The organism is Bacillus sp. RIT 809 (genome assembly GCF_016892495.1).
GTDB classification, from domain to species: Bacteria; Bacillota; Bacilli; order Bacillales; family Bacillaceae_G; genus Bacillus_A; species Bacillus_A cereus_U.
This window is the reverse complement of the sequence record NZ_JAFEMR010000041.1, coordinates 1-22,635: the sequence shown is the minus strand read 5'-3', so window position 1 is coordinate 22,635 and position 22,635 is coordinate 1. Positions and strand designations below refer to the sequence as shown.

Genomic DNA, 22,635 nt, shown 5'->3' with positions numbered 1-22,635 from the left:
GTATAAATTTTACATATCGAGGTGAAAAAGGAATGAATGCGCGGCTAATGGAACTTATTGATGTGAGTACAATAGAAACCATGGCAGAACAATTTTATAAATTAACCAACATATCACATCAACTTCTTGATGCTGAAAACGAATGTATATTTTCATTTGGAATTAATGAAATGAAAGTATGTAAACTTCCCAAAATTGAAATCCCCCTTTTCTTATACAATCAATATTTAGGATCTTTTGTTGTATGGTCCAAACGAAGCGAAATTTTCAATTGCCAAAAATATTTTGAAATGCTTTCTAACCTCATTATAACTGGGATGAAAAAAGCAGTTCAAAGTAAAAATACATCGTTACTTTCTCGAAAAGAGGAAGAACTACATACGATTTTACAAAACATGCCTGTTATGGTTGATGCGCTTGACTATAATGGAGATTTTGTTTTGTGGAATCGAGAATGCGAGATTGTAACAGGTTATACTGCTGAAGAAATAATTGGGAATCCAAACGCTCTTCAATTACTGTATCCTGACCATAATTATCGCCATCAAATACAAAATAAATTTTTGACTCGTGGAAAAAATTTTAGAGATTGGGAAATGAGTTTAACATGTAAAAATGGTGAAATTAAAACGATAATGTGGTCCAATATATCAGAGCAGTTTCCTGTAACAGGATTTAGTTACTGGGCTGTTGGGGTAGATATTACACATTTAAAAGCGATAGAAGGGCAATTAAAACAACAAACCTCTGAATTAGAATTAATTTTTAAAGCTTTACCAGATTTATGTTTTTTAACAGAAGACGATGGGACAATTATAGATTATAAAGCAGGATCTCCTACAAAATTTTACGTACCCGCAGAAGCTTTTATGGGAAAAAAGTTTTACGAAATATTACCGTCTCCAGTAGCACAGCAATTTCAAGAAGCAATTCGCCAATTGAAAGAAGAAGGAAAGAATGTAATTGTAGAATACCCTCTAACAATTAATGAAAGTATCGATTTCTTTGAAGCTAGATGTTTACCATTATTACAAGATAAAATTATGATTGTTGTCCGCGATATTACAGAGCGGAAAAAGGCAGAAGAATTGCTAAATAAATCAGATACACTTGCGGCAATTGGTCAATTAGCAGCCGGTGTAGCACATGAAGTGAGGAACCCTTTAACTGTAATAAAAGGATTTATACAATTATTTCAAATTAACAAAGAGGATCAAGAAAAATATTTTAATCTTATGCTTTCTGAAATCGAGAGAATTGAAGCAATCCTTCAGGAATTTTTGTCGATTGCTAAAACAGATGAAATCCCTACTGAGAAGAAAAATATTTGTCAAATATTCAAAAATGTTGTGTCGTTAATTAACACAAAAGCAATTATGACAAACATTCAAGTTGAGTTATTTACAGATTCCAAAGAGATGATTATTGAATGCTCTGAAAATCAATTAAAACAAGTATTTATTAATATTTTGCAAAATTCAATTGAAGCGATGCCAGATGGTGGGAAGATTTCAATTCATATTAAAGAAATGAATGAAGGTGGTATCATAATAGATGTAGTAGACGAAGGAATAGGGATACCAGAAGAAAGAATTAAGAGATTGGGTGAACCTTTTTATAGTACGAAAGAAAAAGGAACAGGAATCGGATTGATGCTAAGTTATAAAATCATTGAAAGTCACCATGGGACTATTAGTATTATGAGTGATGTTGGTGTCGGGACAACTGTAACAATTTACTTACCAAAATTTCAAAATGAACCGTCCATATCAAAGAGTGAAGATAGATCCGTAACAATACGCTCTATATAACTCGTAAATAATTAAATACGCAATAACAAAGGGCTTAGTTTTCACTAAGCCCTTTGTTATTGCGTATTTTTAAATTTTATTTAGTAAACTTTACCTTTTCTTTACCATTGCTTAAATTTCTATTAAGTTTTAAACATTATATTAATATTCATACAACGTAATGTTTAAAAAATAATATTACTTACTATATGGAGACTACATATAGTAAGTAATGAAACGAAAGTGATGTAGGGAGGAGATTATAACAAGGTGAAAAAGCAAAAAAAGAAGAACGGTTGGCCAATACCAATACGGTTAAATATTTTATTCTTTTGCGTATTTTTATTATTTTCTGGAATTATAATCCAGTTAGGTAAAGTGCAAATTTTCGATGGAGAAACATATAAGAATGAAGTAGAAAAAAGAGAGAATGCAACTGTTAGTCTTACAGTACCACGTGGCAAAATTTATGACCGTGAAGGTAATCCAGTTGTTGACAATAAGTCTTTACGTACGATTACATATACAAAGGTGAAAGGTGTAAAATCGGAAGAAATGCTAAAAACTGCAAGACAACTTGCAGCAATAATTGAAATGCCGCAAGAAGATATTGATAAGTTAACCGAGACTGATAAGAAAGATTTTTGGATGCAATTAAATCCAAAACTTACTCAAAACTTAGTATCTAAAAAAGAAATAGATACGTTTAGAGAAAGGGATATTACCGGAAAAGAGCTAGACAAAAAAATATTAGAGTTAAAAAGAAAGCGTGTTACAGATAAAAATCTTCAAGAATTAACAGCTAATGATATAGAAGTGCTAGCTATTAAAAGTAAAATGACTTCAGGGTATCAAATGGCACCTCAAATTATAAAAAAGGATGTTAATGAAAAGGAATATACTGTGATTAGTGAAAATTTAGCAAATCTCCCAGGTGTAGACGCTTCAGTTGATTGGGAAAGGCTCTATGTAAATGATGGCTTATTCCGTTCAGTCCTTGGAAATGTTTCGAATGCTGATGAAGGTTTACCACGTGAACGATTAGATTATTATTTAGTGCGTGATTATAGCAGGAATGATCGGGTTGGGAAAAGTTACATCGAACAGCAATACGAAGATCTGCTTCATGGTACGAAAAAAGAAGTAAGAAGTATTGCTGATAAACAAGGTAATACAATTAGAACGGAAACCGTTTCTGAAGGGAAAAGCGGCAAGAATTTAACTTTAACAATAGATATGGAATTACAAAAAAAAGTAGAAGAGAGCATAGAAAAAATATTAAAGGCATACAAAGGTTCAGAATCGATGTTGGACCGTGCTTTCGTTGTAATGATGAATCCGAAAAATGGTCAAGTATTATCAATGGCTGGGAAAAAGTTAGTAGAAAAAGACGGGAAAACTGAAGTTGAAGATTACGCTTTAGGAACGATGACAAGTTCATATGAGCTTGGATCAACTGTGAAAGGTGCGACAATATTAACGGGGTTTGAAACAAAAGCTATAACACCAGGTACATACTTTTATGACGCACCTATGAAATTCAAAGGAACTAAGGAGAAAAAGTCTTGGAAAGATTTCGGGAATATTGATGATCTAAGAGCTTTACAAGTTTCTTCTAACGTCTATATGTTTAATACAGCATTAAAAATTGCAGGTGTGGATTATGTAAAAAATAGTTCACTAGATATTAAACAAGAATACTTTGATAAAATGAGATATTATTTCAGGCAATTCGGTTTAGGTGTTCCAACGGGCATTGATTTACCGAATGAAACAGCTGGACAAATAGGGAGAAAAGATAATCAGCCTGGTTTCTTATTAGATTTTTCTATTGGCCAGTACGATACGTATACACCACTTCAGCTTGCACAGTACATTTCTACTATTGCAAATGGTGGGTATCGTATGAAACCACAAATTATTCAAGAGATTAGAGAACAAACTGCGCAAAAAGATGAAATCGGTAAAGTCGTGCACTCATTAGAACCAGTTGTTTTAAATAGAGTGGATATGAAAGAAGATTATATAAATCAAGTAAAAGAAGGATTTAGAAGAGTATTCCAGGAAGGAGATGGAACAGGAGTAAGGGCGTTCCAAAAGGCACTATATAAACCAGCTGGTAAAACAGGGACAGCACAGACAGTATATGGTGGAGAAAGCGACATAGGTAGAAATGATAAAGGTGAACGAATAAAATGTTATAATTTAACATTAGCAGGATATGCGCCCTATGATGATCCAGAAGTAGCATTTTCAGTTGTTGTGCCATGGGTTATAAATGATAAGTCGGGTATTAACTCTGATATTGGAAAAGATGTTTTAGATGCTTATTTCGAATTGAAAAATAAGCGATTAAATGGTGAGGCTACAAAAGTAGATAATTCAAAAGAGAGTTAGAAAGCATGAAACGTTTCTAGTATTTAAATGGACTAGAGACGTTTTTAAATACACCCTGGACTTATGGATGAATCAATTGTGATAGGTAAAGTAGAAATAGTTTATTAGCCAATTGATCAAATGAAAAGAATAAAGTAATTTAGTTCAAGAGTATTCTATTAAGTATTCACCTTTTATATATAAATGCATATATTGATAGCATAGGACAAGCAAAAAAGCTTGTACCTTACCTCACTGAACACTCCTTATCACAGCTAAGCATCTACTTTTGTAGATGCCTTTTTTTATGTTGATGATTGATAATTATTTATCCCGCTATTTTGGGCAGTAAGACTCCCATCTCAAAATTCAGCTGTAAAGCAAAGAAGTTAGGTGGAAGATCGATTGCTCGTAAAATCCCGATTGATGAGGGCTGATAATCAGTGGGGTATGGACAAAACCTCAGCTAATTAAATTTTCACTTTTAAATTGTTATCCGCAAATTGTACAGCTGTATTCGCATGTATATAAGCAGTATCAAAAACAGGAACCGATAGATCACTTTGTGAAATGAGCAAAGGAATTTCTGTACAGCCAAGTAGTATTCCTTCAGCGCCCTTTTGAATTAATGTATTTGTGATTTGTAATAGCTTTTCTTTTGATGTTTCTGAAATAATCCCTCTACTGAGTTCTTGTAAAATGACATGATGGATGAAAGTTCTATCTTCTTCATTTGGGATAATTGTCTCAATGTTGTAATTTGCTAGTCTTGATTTATAGAAGTCTTGTTCCATCGTTTGTTTTGTTCCTAAAAGTCCGATACGATTAATATTATATTCTATCATTTTTTTAGCACTTACATCTCCGATATGGAGGAGTGGTATTGATATTGCCTTTTCTACTTCTTCAGCAAATAGATGTACAGTATTGGAACACATTAGTAAACATTCAGCTCCAGAGTTTTCTACTTTTTTAGCTACTGTGACTAATTCATTTTTCACTTCTTCATATTGATGATTTTGTAATAATGTAGTTATCTCACCAAAGTCCATGCTATATAAAACAAGCTTCGCATTTTGATTACATTGAGAGAGAGTAAGTGTATTAATATGTTTATAGTATAACGATGTCGATTCCCAACTTAGTCCGCCAATTAAGCCAATTACTTTCATCATGCATTCCTCCCGTAACAATTTTGAATTTATTATTTCATAATTCCGATAAGAATACAATGATTTAAATGAACTATTTATAGAAAAATAAAAATATTAAGAAAGGTGTTGAATTTTTTAATTGTTAGTGCCATAATACAGATTACAAATACATACTTATCCAGAGAGGTAGAGGGAACGGCCCTACGAAGCCTCAGCAACCCCTATGTAAATGCATAGGAAGGTGCTAATTCCGCAGAGGACATTTATATGTCTTTTGAAAGATAAGAGGATTCTTGTACGTGAAAGAAAATGACCTCTTAATTTAAGGGGTCATTTTTTGTTGTATAGAAAGGAAGTGTCGATGCATAATTCATTTTCAAAATAAATATAGAGTATTAAAAGCGGGATAATAGGAGAGGAGAATTGTAATGAACAAATTAACGACAAAACTAGTAGTAGCAATCGGAATTGGAGCAGCTTTATACGGGGTATTAGGGCTTTGGGGATTTTCTATCGCACCCAATACATTTATTAAACCAGCATTGGCTATATTAACAGTTTTTGGTGCGTTATTTGGCCCAGTAGCAGGACTATTAATAGGGCTTATTGGTCATACCGTTACAGATACAATCGCTGGTTGGGGTATTTGGTGGGGATGGGTGTTTAGTTCGGGGATTATCGGATTTTCAATGGGGCTTATACAAAAAAGAACTGGTTTCAGTGTAAAAAATGGAGCGTATAATCACCGTGATATTTCTTATTTTGCAATAGCGGGGTTAGTTGGAATTGTCATTGCCATTATATTTGCTGGTGCATTCGATATTATTGTGATGGGAGAACCGTTTGACAAAATCGTTATACAAGTACTAGGAGCAACCATTTCAGACATTATCGTATTTTTAGTTCTTGGATTACCAATCACGATTGGTCTAGCTAAAGCAAATAGGAAACATACAAATTTAAAAATTGAAAAGTAGGGATGTATACATGCAACCAATTATATCTTTTGAACAATTTACCTTTCAATATGGGCATGCCGCACAGCCTACTTTAAAAGAAATTACATTTCATATATATCCTGGGGAAAAGGTACTAATAGCTGGAAGAAGTGGTTCAGGTAAGTCAACATTAGCTCATTGTATTAATGGGCTAATCCCATTTTCTTACGAAGGGATTAGTACTGGTAATATTTTAATAGCTGGAAAGGATCCGAGAGAGGGAAGTATTTTTGAACAGAGTAAACATGTAGGAACAATATTACAAGATCAAGATTCACAATTTATTGGTCTTACTGTCGAAGAAGATGTAGCATTTGCATTAGAAAACGATTGTGTAAATCAAATAGAAATGAAAAAGCTTGTTACGGATTCTTTAAAAAAGGTAAACATGCAGGACTTTCATAGACAAAGTCCACATGAATTATCAGGAGGTCAAAAACAGACAGTCTCTCTTGCAGGTCTGCTAACGATAAATGCAGATATATTATTATTTGATGAACCGTTAGCTAATTTAGATCCTGCATGTAGCTTGAATACAATAGAACTCATTAAAAATATACATGAGAAATATAATAAAACAATTGTAATTATTGAACATCGAATAGAAGAAATTTTAAACCTTGATTTAGATAAAATTATTTTAATAGATGAGGGAGAAGTTATTGCCATTGGTTCACCGGATAGTATTTTAAATTCTAATATATTACCAAATATCGGACTAAGAGAACCTATTTATATAGAGGCGCTAAAGAAATTAAATTTTGACAGTAATAATGTTAGGGTATTTCCAATTGAAAATCTTCGTAATGCAGGCGTTCATAGCCTATTAAAGAACTGGATGCAGAAGCAAGTTTCATCAAAAAACACATATATTAAAAAAGCTTTATGCAAGATAGAAAATTTATCATTTACGTATAATAACAAACATACAGCCTTAGAAGATATCAACCTTTCAATAGGAGAGGGAGAAATAGTAGCGTTATTGGGTCATAATGGAGCAGGGAAATCGACATTAGCTCATACTCTTATAGGAATAAATAAAACAAAGAATGGGAGAATAATATTCGATGGAGAAAATATAAATTCTTGGTCTATTCGTAAACGCGGGGAAGTTATTTCTTACGTTATGCAAAACCCAAATCAAATGATTACACAGCCTACTGTTTTAGAAGAGGTTTCATATTCATTAAAATTAAAAAAGGTTTCTAAAGATGAGATTGAGACAAGAATCGAAAAAGCTTTAAGAATTTGTGGATTATACCCATTTCGTAACTGGCCAATTCAGGCATTAAGCTATGGACAAAAAAAGAGGCTTACTATTGCATCTGTACTTATAACAAACCCAAAACTTATTATTTTAGATGAGCCGACAGCTGGACAAGATTATTACCATTACAAACAGTTTATGTCGTTTATTAGAAAACTGGCTGAAAGGGGCATATCCTTTATTATTATCACACACGATATGAATCTTGCTTTTGAACATGCAGATCGGGCGGTAGTTCTGCATGAAGGGAAAATTATTGCGGACAATACTGTATCTGCTGTTTTAGGGGATCAAGGAACGTTACAAAGAGCTAATCTACGGGAGATTTCATTAATAAAACTAGCTAAATTAAGCGGAATTCCAACTCCAGAAACGTTTGTGAAACTTTATATTGAGGCTAATAGGAGGGAGGAATATGCATAATACGTATTTTTATCGTATGGATGGTGCAGTTAAATTATCTTTATTTATATTTTGTATGACACTTACTTTTTTATTTTTTGATTTTCGTATATTGCTAATTTTATTTATTGTTGGATGTATCGGCCTCTTAATTGCAAAAATTCAATTGCGTAAAATTATAGTTATTTTCAGCGTTATATTTACATTTAGTTTATTAAATTCCGCTATGATTCTTTTCATTACGCCCACCCATGGATCGGAATTAACGGGATCGTATACCTCTTTTTTTTATATAGGTTATGCAACAATTACATATGAAACTTTATTTTATGCAGCTACACTTTCATTGAAATATTTTACGTTATTACCATTTACACTTCTTTTTATTTATACAACTCATCCAAGTGAATTTGTGAGCAGCTTAAATAAATTTGCTGTTCCTTATAAAATTACATATGCAATAAATATTGCACTACGTTATATACCAAGCATTCAATCTGAATATATCATCATTAGACACGCGCAAGAAGCAAGAGGCGTACCTTTTGAAAAAGGAGAAGCGAGCTTGTGGATTCGCATGAAAAACCGTGTTTTAATTTTTTGGCCACTTATTATTCATTCATTAGAAAGGATTGATACTGTTTCAAATGCAATGGATTTAAGAGGGTTTGGAAAAAAGGATAAACGAACGTGGTACTATGCAAAGGACGTACAAAAGGAGGATTACATCACACTTTTTGTTGGTATTATCATTTTGATTATTGCAGTTTACTTAAAGCTGAATGTATTCCAAAGTTTCTGGTACCCGTTTTAAAGTACTCTCAATGGAGTGCTTTTACTAATTTTATGAAGACATGCTCAAAAAAGGGAGATACACATACTGTATAATACGAACCAGTTAAAATAATCAACTACCTATTAGTTTTCAAACCAAAAGGAGGAAAAAATATGAGTTTCGGCGGTTCTTGTGGTTTTGGTGGAGGTTTCGCATTATTAGTTGTGTTATTTATTTTATTAATTATTGTTGGATGTAGCTGTTGGAGCTAAGGTTACTAATTTCTAATTAATCTCTACAAAATGTAAACTTTAAAAAACATAGCAGATACTTTTTGTATCGAAATAAATGAAAAAGGAGCTTAATAGCTCCTTTTTCATTTATTATACGAAATCTCTTCATTATTGTATTTAGGTAATGTGATAGTTAAAGTAGTTCCTTTATTTATAACACTTCGGATTTTCAATGTGCCTCGCATCGTTTCGATAATTTTTACAGCAACCATCGTACCTAAACCAGTACCTTTCGTTTTTGTACTAAAATAGGGTTCGCCAAATCGATTAATTTGCTCTTGCGACATTCCAATTCCACTATCTTGAATTCTTATTATGACCTTATTATTACTAACAGTTGCAGAAATAATTAGATTACCGCCATTTGGCATTGCTTCTATACTATTTTTTATTAAATTTAAAAAACATTGATGGAAGTGCTGTGTATTACCAATAATTGTGCCCTCTGAGAACTCTTTTGTAATATTAATATTATTCATGTTACAAAAAGGCAACATCATATTAATAACTCGATTTAATTCGTGCTCCACTGAAATATGATCTAGTTTTTCTGAAGCCGGTTTGGCAAAAGTTAAGTAATCATCAATAATTGCTTGTGCACGATTTAACTCTTCAAGAATATGTTCAATATACTCATCTCTGGATTGTTGAGTTATATTTGGTGTTTTTAAAAGTTGTGTAAATCCTTTTACAACAGTCAATGGATTCCTTACTTCATGTGAAATACTTGCAGCGAGTTGGCTGACAATCTCCATTTTTTCAACTTTTATTAATTTTGATCGCATGAATATCGCATCTTTTAAAACTTCATTAAAATAGACCATAAATAATATTAAAATAGTGGGTAGTAGAATGAAATAAATAATGTACAAATTATTCACTTCAAAATCTGATAGAGTTAAAACAATTACTGTTGTAAATATTGCAAGGAAAAAAGTTAAAAACATAGATGAAGCTACTTTGGTTTTCCGATTGTATGTTTTAAATTTTGATGATGCGAATGCTGTAATTATTAACATCGTTCCATAAACAATGATTGTTAACAGGCTAAAACCATAAAACATAAAACGTGTAATTAATAAAATCATGAGTAATGCAATACCGACAGGAAATCCACCATAAAGTGTACCAATTAAAAAGGGTATTTGTCTTAAATCATGAATACAATTTTCATCCATATAGATAGGGTACCGCATACATAAAATTAGTGGGATGCTCGTACAAAGAATGATAAGTAGTTTCTTATATTTCTTCCCGAAGTACCCACTATCATAAATAAAATAAAAAACAAAAATACTGCTTAAAATATAAAGAAGATTATTTAAAACATTTTGATTAATGTAAACAAAGTTCATAATACATGCCCCGTTATCCTGAATTTCAATCCCATATGTATTATACATTATAAAAGTACAAGTTTTACATGTACTTTTATAATGTATGTAGTTTTTATAACTTTTCAGTGTTATAGACTTTTAACCATGCATTATTAAACTCTTCCATTGACGCATAGCGCTCACTACGAATTTCATTTACAGCACGGTATGCTACGTCATATAATTCTTCGCTAGCTTCCCATTTTATAAAGGAACGATCTTGCCCGCCACCTAAAAGTGCAAAAGCTATAGCCCCCATATTAAATACGTTTGTTTTTCCGTCTATTATAGAGTTAAGTTGAAACTCCTCAGGTGACATAAAACGAGATGATCCCCACAGTCGTCCCATCTTATTTACATACGGTTTTTCACTATATAAATCAATATCACAAATTTTTGTTTCATTAGTTTTAAAGTTGTATAAAATACTACCGTCATAAAAATCAATAGCTACATAGTGTTTGTGTTCAACGTAAGTATGGAAATTAAAAATAGAATTTAATGAAATCAGTCTGTCTTTAACGGATAATTTCTTATATTTATAAAATGGTGAGTTAGGATCATTGTATTTTGCTGGGGGTGGGAAATTCCAGTGCGGGTGAAGACATTCACCGTCAAACCAATCAAAAATCAAAACATATCCATGTTGTAAAGGGTAGTGATCAATTAAATTTATAAGAGAAACGTGTTTTAATTCATTGTATATAGTAACTGAGTTTTTTAATCTTTTTATAGCTTCATTTGTAGAAGCATTATATGCGAGTGTTTGTGCCCCTGCATATTTAATAAACTTCTTTTTCCCATTCTTTTCAACACCGAAACTTATATTACCGGAATCTTGTTGGTCAAAAACTGCAAATACTGTTCCTAGTTTCGTAAGCCAATCAAAATTATGATGTTTTTTTAGTTGGAATGTGACAGTATTTAATTGAATTTCAACTGGAATATCTTTCATGATTCACCTCATATTTAGTATAATTAAGTTGTCTATTATAATATTCGACATATTTTGTAAAATCCCTATGTTAATACAATTAAATTTTATAAATATAATGATGTATAGTTATAAGGAGGAAAGAAAATGGATGGGAAAATCTTAATTAAACCGTACCAACATTATTGGCATACAGAGTTTTTAAGTGAAAAAAATAAAATTGTGCCGTTACTAAATGAAGAAATTATTGCTATTGAACATATAGGAAGTACGGCCGTAGAAGGATTAGGGGCTAAACCGCTTATTGATATGATGATTGGCGTAACAAATTTACAAATTACCGAAAATTGGAGGGAACCCCTAGCGGAAATTGGCTATGAATATGTTCCAAAAGAAACACTTAATTGGCGTTTTTTTAGAAAAGGGAAATGGAGAGCGGGTAGTCATCACTTACATGTGTATATTTATAATAGTGAGGAATGGAAGAACAACCTCTTATTTAGAGATTTTCTCATAAATAATGAATGGGCACGAAAAGAATATAGTGAAATAAAAGAGAAACTTGCTGCTACATATCCTTTTGATCGTGTTTCATATACAAATGCAAAAGCACCGTTTATTTGCAACATATTAGAATTGGCCAAAAAGGATATAAACAAAATATAAGTAATTTGCAGATTCTCATTTTATTTTAATCTTTCTCTCATGTTATTCTCTCTTTTACTTGATACACTGCTGATTATAGAGCTTTTGAGTCAAAAGGGGATTAAATAAAATGGAGAAGATACTAAGAAATAAATATTTTCATATGTACGTTAAAATAATAGGTATTACTATTATTATTTGTAGTGTGGAAGTGCTATTTATTAATGTTACGTACGGGAATGTATTAAATGTACAATGGTTAAATAAGAAATTAGGTTCTTTCGGTGAATATGGGGCAATTCTAGCTGCATCATCATGGTTCTTACGTCATATATGGTTATTTTTAAAGAAGAAAAACATGCACGGATTTAAAATAATTAAAGAGCTATATCTTTTTATAAAACGGTTTCACATACTAATTGGTTACACTGTAATAGCTGTTGCGGCTACTCACGGTGTTTACTTTTTAATAAAAGGAAGTCGTCATATAATACTAATATACAGTGGTATATTTTCTCTTTTAACCTTAATAGCATTAGGGGTTGCAGGATTTGGTTTACAGAAATCTAATCAGAAAACAAAATTGAAGATGTATCGAAAAGTACATCAATTCATTGCGGTTTTATTCGGAATAGGATTACTTATTCATTTAATCGTATAGGAGGAAGTATCGTTGCAACATATACTAATTATTGAAGATGAGGAAAGCTTAGCAGATTTTTTAGAATTAGAATTAAAGTATGAAGGATATATAGTAGATATACAACTTGATGGAAGAAAGGGATTAGAAGCAGCACTTGAAAAGAATTACGATCTCATATTACTTGATTTAATGTTACCAGGATTAAACGGACTGGAAGTATGTCGTCGACTAAGAGCAACTAAAAGTACACCTATTATCATGTTGACTGCTCGTGATAGTATTATGGACCGTGTGACAGGGTTAGATAGTGGAGCTGATGATTATCTTCCAAAACCGTTTGCGATTGAAGAACTTTTAGCACGTATGAGAGTGATTTTTAGGAGAGAAGAAAATACAGAGCAAAAGCACGCATCATTTCTTTCGTTTAAAGATCTACAGCTTCAGATTGAATCTCGAACTATAACTAAAGGAAATGAAGAAATTGAACTTACAAATAAAGAATTCGAGCTACTGCTTATGTTTATGAAAAATATTAATCGAGTTCTTACCCGTGATATTTTACTGGACCAAGTATGGGGATATGATGCAATGGTTGAGACAAATATAGTCGATGTATATGTTCGTTATCTACGTAATAAGTTACATAGTTTAGATAAGGAGGAGTATATCCAAACAGTCCGCGGTGCTGGATATATAATGAAATGATAAAAAACATTATGTACCGAATTAGAAATTTGCCTATAAAGTGGAAATTAACACTTTGGTCCACTACACTAGTATTCATTTTGTTTATTTTATATAGCGCGTTACAATTTGTTGTAATTAATAAGTGGACTATAGATTATGAACAGAAACAAATAAATAGACAAGTGACAGAAATAGCGGCATATTTTCAAGATAAAAATGATACGCTCTCGAGCAAAACATTTGAAAACAGTAATGAATTTCTTAACAACATGATTGATAAACATCAAATGATTCGTATTATCGGAAATGATGGAAAACCCATTGTTACTGTTTCGCGAGATTTTAATGAATCGTGGATAGAACCAAAAAATGTTACACAAGATGAATCATTTATAAAAAGACATATAGAAGATCGAATATTAGTTGAGCGCATACCAATTCAAACAAAAAAATTCACGGGAACTATTGAACTTACGAAAAACTTAGAGACATTTGATCATTTATTAAAAATTATCTTAGTGGTAATGGTCTTTGCAGGGATATGTGGATTAGTGTTTAGTTTTTTAGGCGGGATACTTATAACGAAAAAGCTTTTATCAAGTGTCCAAAACATAACGGATACGATGAAGCGTATTAAGAAAAACGGACTAAATGAAAGAGTTCCAGTACGAGAAAATAATGATGAACTCGCAAAATTATCGATTCTTTTTAATGAAATGATGGATGAAGTAGAAACTTCTTTTACACAGCAAAAACAGTTTGTAGAAGACGCATCGCATGAATTAAGAACACCATTAACAATTATTCAAGGGCACTTATCAATGCTGAATCGATGGGGGAAAAATGATTCAGCATTATTGGATAAATCTCTTCAATCCAGTCTAAAAGAAGTAGATCGATTAAATAAATTAGTTTCAGAATTGCTAGAGCTATCAAGAGCTGAATCAGACCAGATGCATCCAATAGCAGCCGAACGAGTCCATGTTAATAGCGTATTAAAACAAGTTACACAAAACTTTGCAGTACTGCAACCTGACGTTCAATTTGATATGAAATTAGATGCAGATGAAGCGTATGTTTCAATACCACCATCTTACTTAGAACAAATTAGTATTATTGTAATGGATAATGCAGTGAAATATACAAAAGAAGCTAATAAGTATATTTGTATTGAATCAAGTATACAGTCGGGGAAAATTAATATTCGCATAATAGATCATGGAACGGGAATACCTGAATCGGATTTACCATTTGTTCTTAACCGTTTTTATAGAGTCGATAAAGCGAGAAGTCGAAAACAAGGTGGAAATGGGCTAGGTCTATCTATTGCAAAACGGCTTGTAGAAAAATATAACGGAACTATTCAATTAGAGAGTAAAGAAAATGAAGGAACAGTTGTTACGATTACATTTCCTTATGCTACCCATTGATAGTTGAAGGTGGAAAATTCTTTTTGTAAGAGTTATTTAAAAGGAGGAATACATGATGTATTTCCTCTTTTTTTAATGTTTAGTAATCAAAATATTTTATTTATCTCGATATTTTCGATACATTAATAATATAAAGGGGGATTATTAATGAAAGCTATTGTACATCAACATAAAAATGGAATAGAAGGTTTAAAATATAAATTATCACCTGAGATAACACCTAATGTTGGGGAAGTTAAAGTGAGACTAAAAACAGCAGGATTAAATCATCGCGACTTATTTATAATGAATAATAGGAAAGAAATGGAACTACCATTAGTTTTAGGGTCAGATGGTGCAGGTATTGTTATAGAACTAGGAGAAGGAGTTTCAAATATTTCACTACATACCGAGGTTATTATTAACCCTAGTATTGGATGGAATAATACTCATGAAATACCAGAGTTACCTGAAGTACTAGGTGGACCAGCCGATGGAACGTTTGCCGAATATGTTATTGTGCCAGCTGAAAATGTAGTGAAAAAGCCATCCTATCTTACGTGGGAAGAATCTGGTGTGTTATCTTTATCGGCATTAACTGCATATAGGGCGCTTTTTACAAAAGGTAGATTAAAATCTGAAGAACATGTCCTAATTCCGGGGATTGGCGGTGGTGTAGCTACTTATGCTATGTTATTTGCTAAAGCAATTGGAGCAAAGGTAAGTGTTACTTCAAGGATAGAGAGTAAAAGAAAGACTGCAGAAAACTATGGCGCAGATTTTTCATTTAATAGTTCTGGTATTTGGGAAGAGTGCCTACATGGAGAAAAAGTGGATTTAATTATAGATAGTATAGGTCCGGCGACTTTCTTAAAATATTTTGATATATTAAAACCAAACGGAAGAATTGTTAATTTTGGTGCAAGTTCAGGAGATAAAATCGAATTACCGTTACGAGCATTATTTTATAATCAAATCGATATTATGGGAACATCAATGGGAAGCCGTGAAGAATTTAATGAGATGGTTCATTTTATAGAGAAACATAATATTAAACCAATCATTGATAAAGTATATCCATTAGAAGAAGCAATCCAAGCTTTAAATCGAATGCAGCAAGGAGAACAATTCGGTAATATTGCCCTTCGTATGGAATGAAAATATGATTTCGTTGACAGTATATTGAAATGAACATGTTAAGTATTCTGTTCATGCATAGAGTGATTACCATACTATTTTAAATGTTTTATAGCCTTTATACATATTTAGCTTTTGCAAATAGTTACACGAATGTCAAATGAATAGTAGCAAAATGAGAATTTGATGAGAAAAGCTTAAGCCCATTTTCATATTGATGTTGTATACTGTGTAAATCAAGAACACTTGTATCTTTATTTAAAGTACAATGAGAAATAATAAGGAGAGAGTAATATGAATTACACAGTATTTCAATGGATTAATAATTTTGCTGGATCATCCAAGCTATTAGATACGCTAATGATTGCTATTACAAATAGTGCTGCATATGTAGCTATTCTATTTATGCTTATCCTATGGTTCAATAACGGAAAGAAAGAGAATGCAATTAAAAAACAATATACAGTATTATATACAACACTTTCAGTCAGTATTGCATTATTAGTAAATGTTCTTATACATGCGGTATATTATCATCCGCGTCCTTTTATTACACATCATGTCAATCAATTAGTACCGCATGCAGCAGATTCATCATTTGTAAGTGATCATTCTGTACTTGTATTTTCGATTGCTTTCGTATTTATTCTAAGAGGAGAAAAACTTAAATATATCGCGCTTATATGGGCAATATTAGTCGGTGTATCACGCATGTACGTAGGTGTTCATTATCCTCTAGATATACTTGGGGCTGCGTTCTTAACATTTATTACAAGTGGATTAGTAATACAAAGCACACGTATACTTGAACCGTTAGCTAGTTTAATTTTCAAAATGTATGCACTAGTAGCAAAACGAGTTCCTTTTTTAGCGAAATATAATCATATAGCTTAATCGTAAGAACCTACAAAAAGTAGGTTCTTTTTATTTGAAGATTCTTAAATTTCACTTACCGTATTTTATAATAAAAAATACAAAATAAATAAAAAACAAACAGCAACAGAACTGGTTTTCTTATTGTTATAGAGGAATTAGTAAAAAAACTTCGAAAAAGATAGTATCTAATATAATAAAGAACATATTTAGTAGCGTATCTTTGCATTAATACATTGGAAAAGAAAGGAGATAAGTATGCATAAACTTCAAACGAATAAAGGCGCTCGATATATGATGATTGCTTTTATTGTTTTGTTTCTTACTATGCTTTTACGTATATTTTATATTCAAGCAGTAGGAGTCGTGCATAATGTTAATGTAAAAGATCTTGCGAATGAACAACAAAACAAAAATGGAGTTTTAGAGGCAAATCGCGGGACAATTTATGATCAAAACGGTAAAGTATTAGTCCAAGACTCAACGACATATCGCATCGTTGTAAACTTAAAAGGAAAAGATAAATTAAAAGATAAAGAAGATACTGCACAACGTTTAGCAGATGCGCTTGAAGTTGATAAAGAGGAGATCATGAAAAATTTTCATGAAGGACGTACGCAAGTTGAAATTGGTAAAATTGGACGTAACTTATCTAGAGAAGCGAAGGAAGAAATTAATAATTTGAAAATACCAGGTGTATCGTTTACAACAGAAAAAGCCAGAGTATACCCAAATGAAGATTTCGCCTCGTATATACTTGGTTTTGCAAGACCGGACGATAAAGGTAATGCGGAGGGGAAGTTTGGGCTTGAAGAAAGTTTGGATAAATATTTACGCTCTACAAACGGAAATGTAAAATATGTAGGTTCACGAAGAGGTATCCCACTTACAAATGATATAGGAAAAATAGAACCTGCTAAAAATGGAAATAACGTATATCTTACGCTTGATAAACAAATTAATAGTTTTTTAGAAGACGCGATGAACAAAGCGGAGCAACACTATGATCCTTCTATGTTAGTAGGAATCATTGCAGATCCAAAAACAGGTAAAGTTTTAGCAATGTCTAGTAAGCCTAGTTATAATCCTAATAAGGGAGACATTGAATATTTTTTAAATGATCCAATTGCGAACGCATTCGAACCAGGGTCTACAATGAAAGTTTTTACATTAGCTGCTGCAATTAATGAAGGTGTATATAACGGGAAAGAATATTTCCAATCAGGAAAATACACAGTTGGTTCAGCAGAAATTAAAGATCATAATGGCGGATATGGATGGGGCTCAATTACATTTGATGAAGGGTTTGAACGGTCATCTAACGTTGCTTTTTCTATTTTAGAAGACCAGTTACTGAAACCAAATAAATTCAAGCAATATATGAATAAATTTGGTTTCAATCAAAAAACAGGGATAGATTTGCCTGGAGAAAGTAAAAATACATTATTGTTAAATACTCAAATTCAACAAGTTACTACTTCTTTCGGCCAAGGCTCAACTGTAACTCCTATTCAAATCGTACAAGCGGCCACAGCTATAGCAAATGACGGGAAAATGATGCAACCTTATATTGTTGATAAGGTTGTAAATCCAACAAATAAGCAAGTTATTATGGAAAATCAACCTAAAGAAATAGGGAATCCGATTAAAAAAGAAACTGCAGATAAGGTAAGGAACTTAATGGAACGTGTTATAACATCATCTAAAGGAACGGGAACGATGTATAAAATTGATGGTTATCCGATTGGTGGTAAAACAGGGACAGCGCAAATTCCGAATCCTGAAAATGGACGATATATGGAAGGGAAAGATAATTATATTTTTTCATTCTTAGGAATGGCTCCAATTGATGATCCGCAATTAGTCGTATATTTAGCCATTAAGCAACCTAAATTAAAGGGGAATGAATACGGCGCTCAGCCTCTTGCTGAAATTTTTAAACCAGTTATGAAAAATAGTCTAGAATATTTAAAAGTGAAACCATATACAGAAAAACAAATGGCAGATGCAACAAAGCAATCTGAAATAAAAGTACAAAATTATGTAAATCAAACGATGGATACGGTGAAAAATATTGCAGAAAAAGCGAAACTTCAGCCGGTATTATTAGGAGAAGGAAAGATAATAAAACAATATCCACAAACTGGCGAGGTAATGAGTGAAGGAGATCGCATATTTCTAGTGGGAAATAATGTGAAAATGCCTAACCTAAAAGGTTGGTCAATGCGTGATGTTATGTATTTCTCTAAGTTGTTGAAATTAGATTTAAAAACAACAGGTACAGGGTATGTAACGAGTCAAAGCATTGAAAAGGGACAATATATACAAGAAGGTGATGCTTTAAAACTAGATTTGGAACCGCCTCTAGAACCATTAGCAGAAGCGAGTACAAATTAATATCGAATTTGTAAGAGCCTATAGTATAATAGGCTCTTTTTGTTAGAGTTACAAGCAATTTCACGCACCGTATTTTTTTAATAAATAAAAAATCAAGTTACAAAATTATAAAGGATGGTCACTTTCTTAAAAAACTGATTATTCTTTTTAATTATTTACAATATAAAACCTATATGATAATATGGATAAAATTACATGCGATGATGAGAAGAGTAAATAAAATGAATTTTTCACAGAGAGCTCCATTTAGCTGAAAAGGAGCAAAAATTCTTTATTGAATCAAGCCTCTGAGCAGCACATCGGAACCTTTAATAAGGGGATGGTGTGACGGGAGCTCCCGTTATAGAGCTAAGGTATAAGCTTTATGCAGTACCTGATAAGGTTAATATGGCGACATATTAACAAACTAGGGTGGCACCGCGATGATAAATCTCGTCCCTAAGACTTTAAGTCTTGGGGGTGGGATTTTTTTATTGGTTTAAAACAATTTAGAAAGCGGGTGCCTAAAGTGAAAAAATTACTTAAAGATCGGAAATATCCCTTATTACTACTGTCCGGAGTCGGTATTGCCAATTTAGGTGCATGGATTTACTTAATAGCACTTAATGTACTTGTCTATAATATGGGCGGCTTAGCTTTAGCGGTTGCTGCTTTATATGTGATTAAACCATTAGCTGCTTTATTTACAAACGCTTGGTCAGGAAGTATGATAGATCGTTTAAACAAACGGAAGTTAATGATTCACCTCGATATATATCGAGCAGTATTTATAGCCATTTTACCCTTGCTTCCATCCCTTTGGATTGTCTACCTATTAGTATTTTTTATAAGCATGGCCAGTGCGATTTATGAACCAACTGCTATGACATATATGACGAAATTAATTCCAGTAGAGCAAAGACAACGTTTCAACTCACTACGTAGTTTAATCGGATCTGGTGCATTTTTAATTGGTCCAGCGGTAGCGGGGATATTATTAATAATTGGCACACCAGAGTTTGCAATATATATGAATGCTATAGCATTTCTGTTATCAGGGTTAATTACATTACTTTTACCTAATCTTGATAAAAAATACGATTCTAATACATCAAGTGATAAGTTATCTCTAACTGTACTAAAAAAAGATTGGAACATAGTCTTTAATTTTAGCAAAAAATCTTTGTATGTCGTATGTGTGTACTTCTTATTCCAGGGGATGATGGTATTAGCTACCGCGAATGACTCTCTTGAACTATCATTTGCGAAAGAAGTTTTATTGTTAACAGATAGTGAATATGGCTTTTTAGTTAGTATCGCTGGAGCGGGTTTTATTTTAGGAGCCATAACAAATACAATTTTATCAAAAAAATTAGCACCTTCATTTCTAATTGGGATAGGATCATTATTCATTGCAATCGGATATTTGATTTATGCTTTTTCAAGTGAGTTTTTAATAGCTGCTATCGGATTCTTTATTCTATCTTTCTCTATGGCATATGCAAATACAGGATTTTACACATTTTATCAAAATAACGTTCCGGTTCATATGATGGGACGAATCGGGAGTATATATGAGCTCGTTATAGCTGTGTTAACAATTTTTATAACGATTCTGTTCGGCATTGCAACTCAATTCACTTCTATACAAATTGTAGTCATTGTAGGAGTATTGGTAATGCTACTTATTACTATCCTATTATGCGTGTTTACTTTATTGCCATCGCAGTCTAAGGTATATTCCGCTGAATCAATAAAATCGAAATAGTTCCCTTGGTTTTTATTTAAAACTTAAGGGGGGTGAATAGGAGGTTTCTTTCCCCTATATATGGAAAAATAATAAGGGGAAAGAACAATACTGATAAACAAGGGTGGTTATTATGATAAAAACAAAAGATCAAATAGAGAAAATTGTAAAAGAAATACATCAGAATATAGATTTTTCTGGGGGAGTCTTAATAAAAAAAGATGATGATATTATCTATGAAAATTCATTTGGATATGCTAACCGAAGTGAATGTATAAACAATACACTACAAACAAGATTTGGAATTGCCTCAGGATGTAAATTATTCACTGCTATCAGTATCTGTCAACTTGTTGAAAGAGGTGTAATTACTTTTCATACAAAGTTAAAAGATTGTCTACATATTAAATTCCCAAACTTTAATGAAGATATTACAGTACATCAACTTTTAACGCATAGTTCGGGTATTCCAGATTATTTTGATGAAAGTATCATGGATAACTTTGAAGATCTTTGGAAACAAACCCCTATGTATCTTTTAAAAAGTTTAAAAGACTTTTTACCATTATTCCAAAACAGTAATATGATGTTTACACCAGGAAGTAAGTTTTACTATAACAATGCAGGTTTTATTATACTTGGATTAATTATAGAACAGCAGACAGGACTTGAATTTACGGAATATATAGAAAGAAACATATTCGTTCCAGTTGGCATGAATGATTCAGGCTATTTTTCTTTAGATAATTTACCAAAACATACAGCTCTCGGATATATAAAGGATGTAAATAGTCAAAAATGGAGAACAAATGCATACTCTATACCCATAAAAGGAGGTTCTGATGGTGGTGCTTATATTACTGCACCAGACATGGTGAAATTTTGGGAAGCTCTATTTAACAACGAAATATTAAGCGACGAATATACGAAGTTACTTTTAACTCCTCATATTTTGGTGAATAATAGCCAGTCTTACGGCTATGGAATATGGATTGAGAAAAGACAAGGAAATATTTTTAAATATCATGTAATGGGATATGATCCAGGCGTGAGTTTCCGCTCGGCCGTATACCCGGACTTAGGAATTACATTAGTTATCCCATCAAATAAAGGGGCAGGACCCGAAAAATTCATGGTAGAAATAGAAGGAGTTTTTTAATTACATGGATATAAAAATTAGAGCATATAAAAAAGAAGACGAAATAGGCTGGGTACGTTGCCGTTCGTTATCTTTTTTAAATACAGCATATTATGACAATGTACTTAGAGGGAAAGAAAAATATGAAAATCCCGCAAATGAAGGTTTCTCTTTAATGAATTTACAATAATATAAAGATGCATTATTCCGTAGGACAAAACCATCCTGCGAAAAGTCCTATAGAATAATTAAGATAAAGGGATGTGTTAGCGATTTGCATATGATTAACGGTAGTTTATTTATTATTTTTGGGGTTATCTGTTATTTATTTGTCCGAAGTATATTAATTGGGTTCAAAAATAAAAAGCATGTGAATTGGTGGAAAGAATTAATTAGTTTTCTATTTGCAGTATACATTTGTATGGTTGTTGCAGTAACCTTATTCCCTTTACCAATCGGGTTTCCTTCTAGTGTTGAAAATCTTAATCGGTTAGTCAATATTATTCCTTTTGCATCAATTATTAAAGATATCGGTCAAATAGGGAGTGCTTATGATGGTGATGTCCTATTTATGATTGGTCTAATCGTAAGAAATGTAGGCGGGAATGTTTTATT

Annotated in this window: 19 protein-coding genes, 1 pseudogene, 1 riboswitch and 1 other annotated feature; of the genes and pseudogenes, 17 read left to right on the top strand and 3 right to left on the bottom strand. The window is 32.2% G+C overall.

Annotated elements, in window-relative coordinates; genetic code table 11:
- The first annotated feature begins 32 nt into the window (after nt 1-32).
- Together JTF23_RS26270 and JTF23_RS26265 are read left to right on the top strand one after the other, a co-directional pair.
- Nucleotides 33-1,811, top strand: a complete 1,779-nt coding sequence (locus tag JTF23_RS26270; RefSeq protein ID WP_204210160.1) for an ATP-binding protein — start codon at nt 33-35, stop codon at nt 1,809-1,811.
- A 249-nt stretch (nt 1,812-2,060) separates the two neighbouring features.
- Nucleotides 2,061-4,187, top strand: coding sequence for a peptidoglycan D,D-transpeptidase FtsI family protein (locus JTF23_RS26265; RefSeq protein ID WP_204210158.1), 2,127 nt, complete (start codon nt 2,061-2,063; stop codon nt 4,185-4,187).
- 449 nt (nt 4,188-4,636) lie between these two features.
- On the opposite strand, the gene JTF23_RS26260 is transcribed toward JTF23_RS26265, so the two are convergent.
- Nucleotides 4,637-5,341, bottom strand: coding sequence for an aspartate/glutamate racemase family protein (locus JTF23_RS26260; protein ID WP_199714872.1), 705 nt, complete (start codon nt 5,339-5,341; stop codon nt 4,637-4,639).
- Nucleotides 5,342-5,491: 150 nt separating this feature from the next.
- Nucleotides 5,492-5,608, top strand: a riboswitch (SAM riboswitch).
- A gap of 140 nt (nt 5,609-5,748) precedes the next feature.
- Between JTF23_RS26260 and JTF23_RS26255 the strand changes: the two genes are divergently transcribed.
- The 4 genes from JTF23_RS26255 to JTF23_RS26240 all read left to right on the top strand — a co-directional run bounded on the left by JTF23_RS26255 (nt 5,749) and on the right by JTF23_RS26240 (nt 9,034).
- Entirely contained in the window at nt 5,749-6,297 is a 549-nt protein-coding gene (locus JTF23_RS26255) for an ECF-type riboflavin transporter substrate-binding protein (RefSeq protein ID WP_204210156.1), read from the top strand.
- 10 nt (nt 6,298-6,307) lie between these two features.
- Nucleotides 6,308-8,008 (top strand): ABC transporter ATP-binding protein, encoded by a 1,701-nt coding sequence (locus tag JTF23_RS26250; RefSeq protein WP_204210154.1) that lies wholly within the window; start codon nt 6,308-6,310, stop codon nt 8,006-8,008.
- Nucleotides 8,001-8,801 carry an energy-coupling factor transporter transmembrane component T family protein gene (locus JTF23_RS26245; protein WP_204210152.1) on the top strand — a complete coding sequence of 267 codons (801 nt, stop codon included), beginning with the start codon at nt 8,001-8,003 and terminating at the stop codon, nt 8,799-8,801. Before JTF23_RS26250 ends, JTF23_RS26245 begins: the two co-directional genes overlap by 8 nt.
- A gap of 134 nt (nt 8,802-8,935) precedes the next feature.
- A complete protein-coding gene (locus tag JTF23_RS26240; RefSeq protein ID WP_000007808.1) occupies nt 8,936-9,034 on the top strand; it encodes a YjcZ family sporulation protein in 99 nt (32 codons plus the stop codon).
- A 104-nt stretch (nt 9,035-9,138) separates the two neighbouring features.
- Here the strand turns inward: JTF23_RS26240 and JTF23_RS26235 are convergent, their stop codons facing one another.
- Together JTF23_RS26235 and JTF23_RS26230 are read right to left on the bottom strand one after the other, a co-directional pair.
- A complete protein-coding gene (locus JTF23_RS26235; RefSeq protein ID WP_204210150.1) occupies nt 9,139-10,458 on the bottom strand; it encodes a sensor histidine kinase in 1,320 nt (439 codons plus the stop codon).
- Between the two features lie 46 nt (nt 10,459-10,504).
- Nucleotides 10,505-11,386: a protein kinase family protein gene (locus JTF23_RS26230; RefSeq protein ID WP_131230184.1), complete on the bottom strand. Its 882-nt coding sequence runs from the start codon at nt 11,384-11,386 to the stop codon at nt 10,505-10,507.
- A 126-nt stretch (nt 11,387-11,512) separates the two neighbouring features.
- Between JTF23_RS26230 and JTF23_RS26225 the strand changes: the two genes are divergently transcribed.
- The 11 genes and pseudogenes from JTF23_RS26225 to JTF23_RS26175 all read left to right on the top strand — a co-directional run.
- The gene (locus JTF23_RS26225) at nt 11,513-12,031 is read left to right on the top strand and encodes a GrpB family protein (protein ID WP_204210148.1); all 519 of its coding nucleotides are present in this window, start codon (nt 11,513-11,515) and stop codon (nt 12,029-12,031) included.
- 109 nt (nt 12,032-12,140) lie between these two features.
- Complete coding sequence (locus JTF23_RS26220; RefSeq protein ID WP_078182372.1) at nt 12,141-12,671, top strand: hypothetical protein; 531 nt, start codon at nt 12,141-12,143, stop codon at nt 12,669-12,671.
- Nucleotides 12,672-12,683: 12 nt separating this feature from the next.
- Nucleotides 12,684-13,358 (top strand): response regulator transcription factor, encoded by a 675-nt coding sequence (locus JTF23_RS26215; RefSeq protein WP_002141982.1) that lies wholly within the window; start codon nt 12,684-12,686, stop codon nt 13,356-13,358.
- The gene (locus tag JTF23_RS26210; protein WP_204210147.1) at nt 13,355-14,770 is read left to right on the top strand and encodes a HAMP domain-containing histidine kinase; all 1,416 of its coding nucleotides are present in this window, start codon (nt 13,355-13,357) and stop codon (nt 14,768-14,770) included. Before JTF23_RS26215 ends, JTF23_RS26210 begins: the two co-directional genes overlap by 4 nt.
- A 147-nt stretch (nt 14,771-14,917) precedes the next feature.
- Nucleotides 14,918-15,907 (top strand): zinc-binding dehydrogenase, encoded by a 990-nt coding sequence (locus tag JTF23_RS26205; RefSeq protein ID WP_204210146.1) that lies wholly within the window; start codon nt 14,918-14,920, stop codon nt 15,905-15,907.
- 273 nt (nt 15,908-16,180) lie between these two features.
- Nucleotides 16,181-16,780 (top strand): undecaprenyl-diphosphatase, encoded by a 600-nt coding sequence (locus tag JTF23_RS26200; protein WP_002161598.1) that lies wholly within the window; start codon nt 16,181-16,183, stop codon nt 16,778-16,780.
- 237 nt (nt 16,781-17,017) lie between these two features.
- Nucleotides 17,018-19,156, top strand: coding sequence for a penicillin-binding protein (locus JTF23_RS26195; protein WP_088078648.1), 2,139 nt, complete (start codon nt 17,018-17,020; stop codon nt 19,154-19,156).
- A 191-nt stretch (nt 19,157-19,347) separates the two neighbouring features.
- Nucleotides 19,348-19,599: a binding site (T-box leader), on the top strand.
- 65 nt (nt 19,600-19,664) lie between these two features.
- On the top strand, nt 19,665-20,903 hold the full coding sequence (locus JTF23_RS26190) for an MFS transporter (RefSeq protein WP_204210145.1): 1,239 nt from the start codon (nt 19,665-19,667) through the stop codon (nt 20,901-20,903).
- A 112-nt stretch (nt 20,904-21,015) separates the two neighbouring features.
- Nucleotides 21,016-22,041, top strand: a complete 1,026-nt coding sequence (locus JTF23_RS26185; RefSeq protein WP_204210144.1) for a serine hydrolase domain-containing protein — start codon at nt 21,016-21,018, stop codon at nt 22,039-22,041.
- A gap of 4 nt (nt 22,042-22,045) precedes the next feature.
- Nucleotides 22,046-22,210 (top strand): hypothetical protein, encoded by a 165-nt coding sequence (locus JTF23_RS26180; RefSeq protein WP_204210143.1) that lies wholly within the window; start codon nt 22,046-22,048, stop codon nt 22,208-22,210.
- 90 nt (nt 22,211-22,300) lie between these two features.
- Nucleotides 22,301-22,635 (top strand): annotated as a pseudogene (locus tag JTF23_RS26175) (VanZ family protein); the annotation flags it as partial.

What these genes read in the sequence shown, in the direction of transcription:
- JTF23_RS26270 (WP_204210160.1), top strand. Translation starts at nt 33, where the DNA reads ATGAATGCGCGGCTAATGGAACTTATTGATGTGAGTACAATAGAAACC.
- JTF23_RS26260 (WP_199714872.1), bottom strand. Translation starts at nt 5,341, where the DNA reads ATGATGAAAGTAATTGGCTTAATTGGCGGACTAAGTTGGGAATCGACA.
- JTF23_RS26255 (WP_204210156.1), top strand. Translation starts at nt 5,749, where the DNA reads ATGAACAAATTAACGACAAAACTAGTAGTAGCAATCGGAATTGGAGCA.
- JTF23_RS26250 (WP_204210154.1), top strand. Translation starts at nt 6,308, where the DNA reads ATGCAACCAATTATATCTTTTGAACAATTTACCTTTCAATATGGGCAT.
- JTF23_RS26245 (WP_204210152.1), top strand. Translation starts at nt 8,001, where the DNA reads ATGCATAATACGTATTTTTATCGTATGGATGGTGCAGTTAAATTATCT.
- JTF23_RS26240 (WP_000007808.1), top strand. Translation starts at nt 8,936, where the DNA reads ATGAGTTTCGGCGGTTCTTGTGGTTTTGGTGGAGGTTTCGCATTATTA.
- JTF23_RS26235 (WP_204210150.1), bottom strand. Translation starts at nt 10,458, where the DNA reads ATGTATAATACATATGGGATTGAAATTCAGGATAACGGGGCATGTATT.
- JTF23_RS26230 (WP_131230184.1), bottom strand. Translation starts at nt 11,386, where the DNA reads ATGAAAGATATTCCAGTTGAAATTCAATTAAATACTGTCACATTCCAA.
- JTF23_RS26225 (WP_204210148.1), top strand. Translation starts at nt 11,513, where the DNA reads ATGGATGGGAAAATCTTAATTAAACCGTACCAACATTATTGGCATACA.
- JTF23_RS26220 (WP_078182372.1), top strand. Translation starts at nt 12,141, where the DNA reads ATGGAGAAGATACTAAGAAATAAATATTTTCATATGTACGTTAAAATA.
- JTF23_RS26210 (WP_204210147.1), top strand. Translation starts at nt 13,355, where the DNA reads ATGATAAAAAACATTATGTACCGAATTAGAAATTTGCCTATAAAGTGG.
- JTF23_RS26205 (WP_204210146.1), top strand. Translation starts at nt 14,918, where the DNA reads ATGAAAGCTATTGTACATCAACATAAAAATGGAATAGAAGGTTTAAAA.
- JTF23_RS26200 (WP_002161598.1), top strand. Translation starts at nt 16,181, where the DNA reads ATGAATTACACAGTATTTCAATGGATTAATAATTTTGCTGGATCATCC.
- JTF23_RS26195 (WP_088078648.1), top strand. Translation starts at nt 17,018, where the DNA reads ATGCATAAACTTCAAACGAATAAAGGCGCTCGATATATGATGATTGCT.
- JTF23_RS26185 (WP_204210144.1), top strand. Translation starts at nt 21,016, where the DNA reads ATGATAAAAACAAAAGATCAAATAGAGAAAATTGTAAAAGAAATACAT.
- JTF23_RS26180 (WP_204210143.1), top strand. Translation starts at nt 22,046, where the DNA reads ATGGATATAAAAATTAGAGCATATAAAAAAGAAGACGAAATAGGCTGG.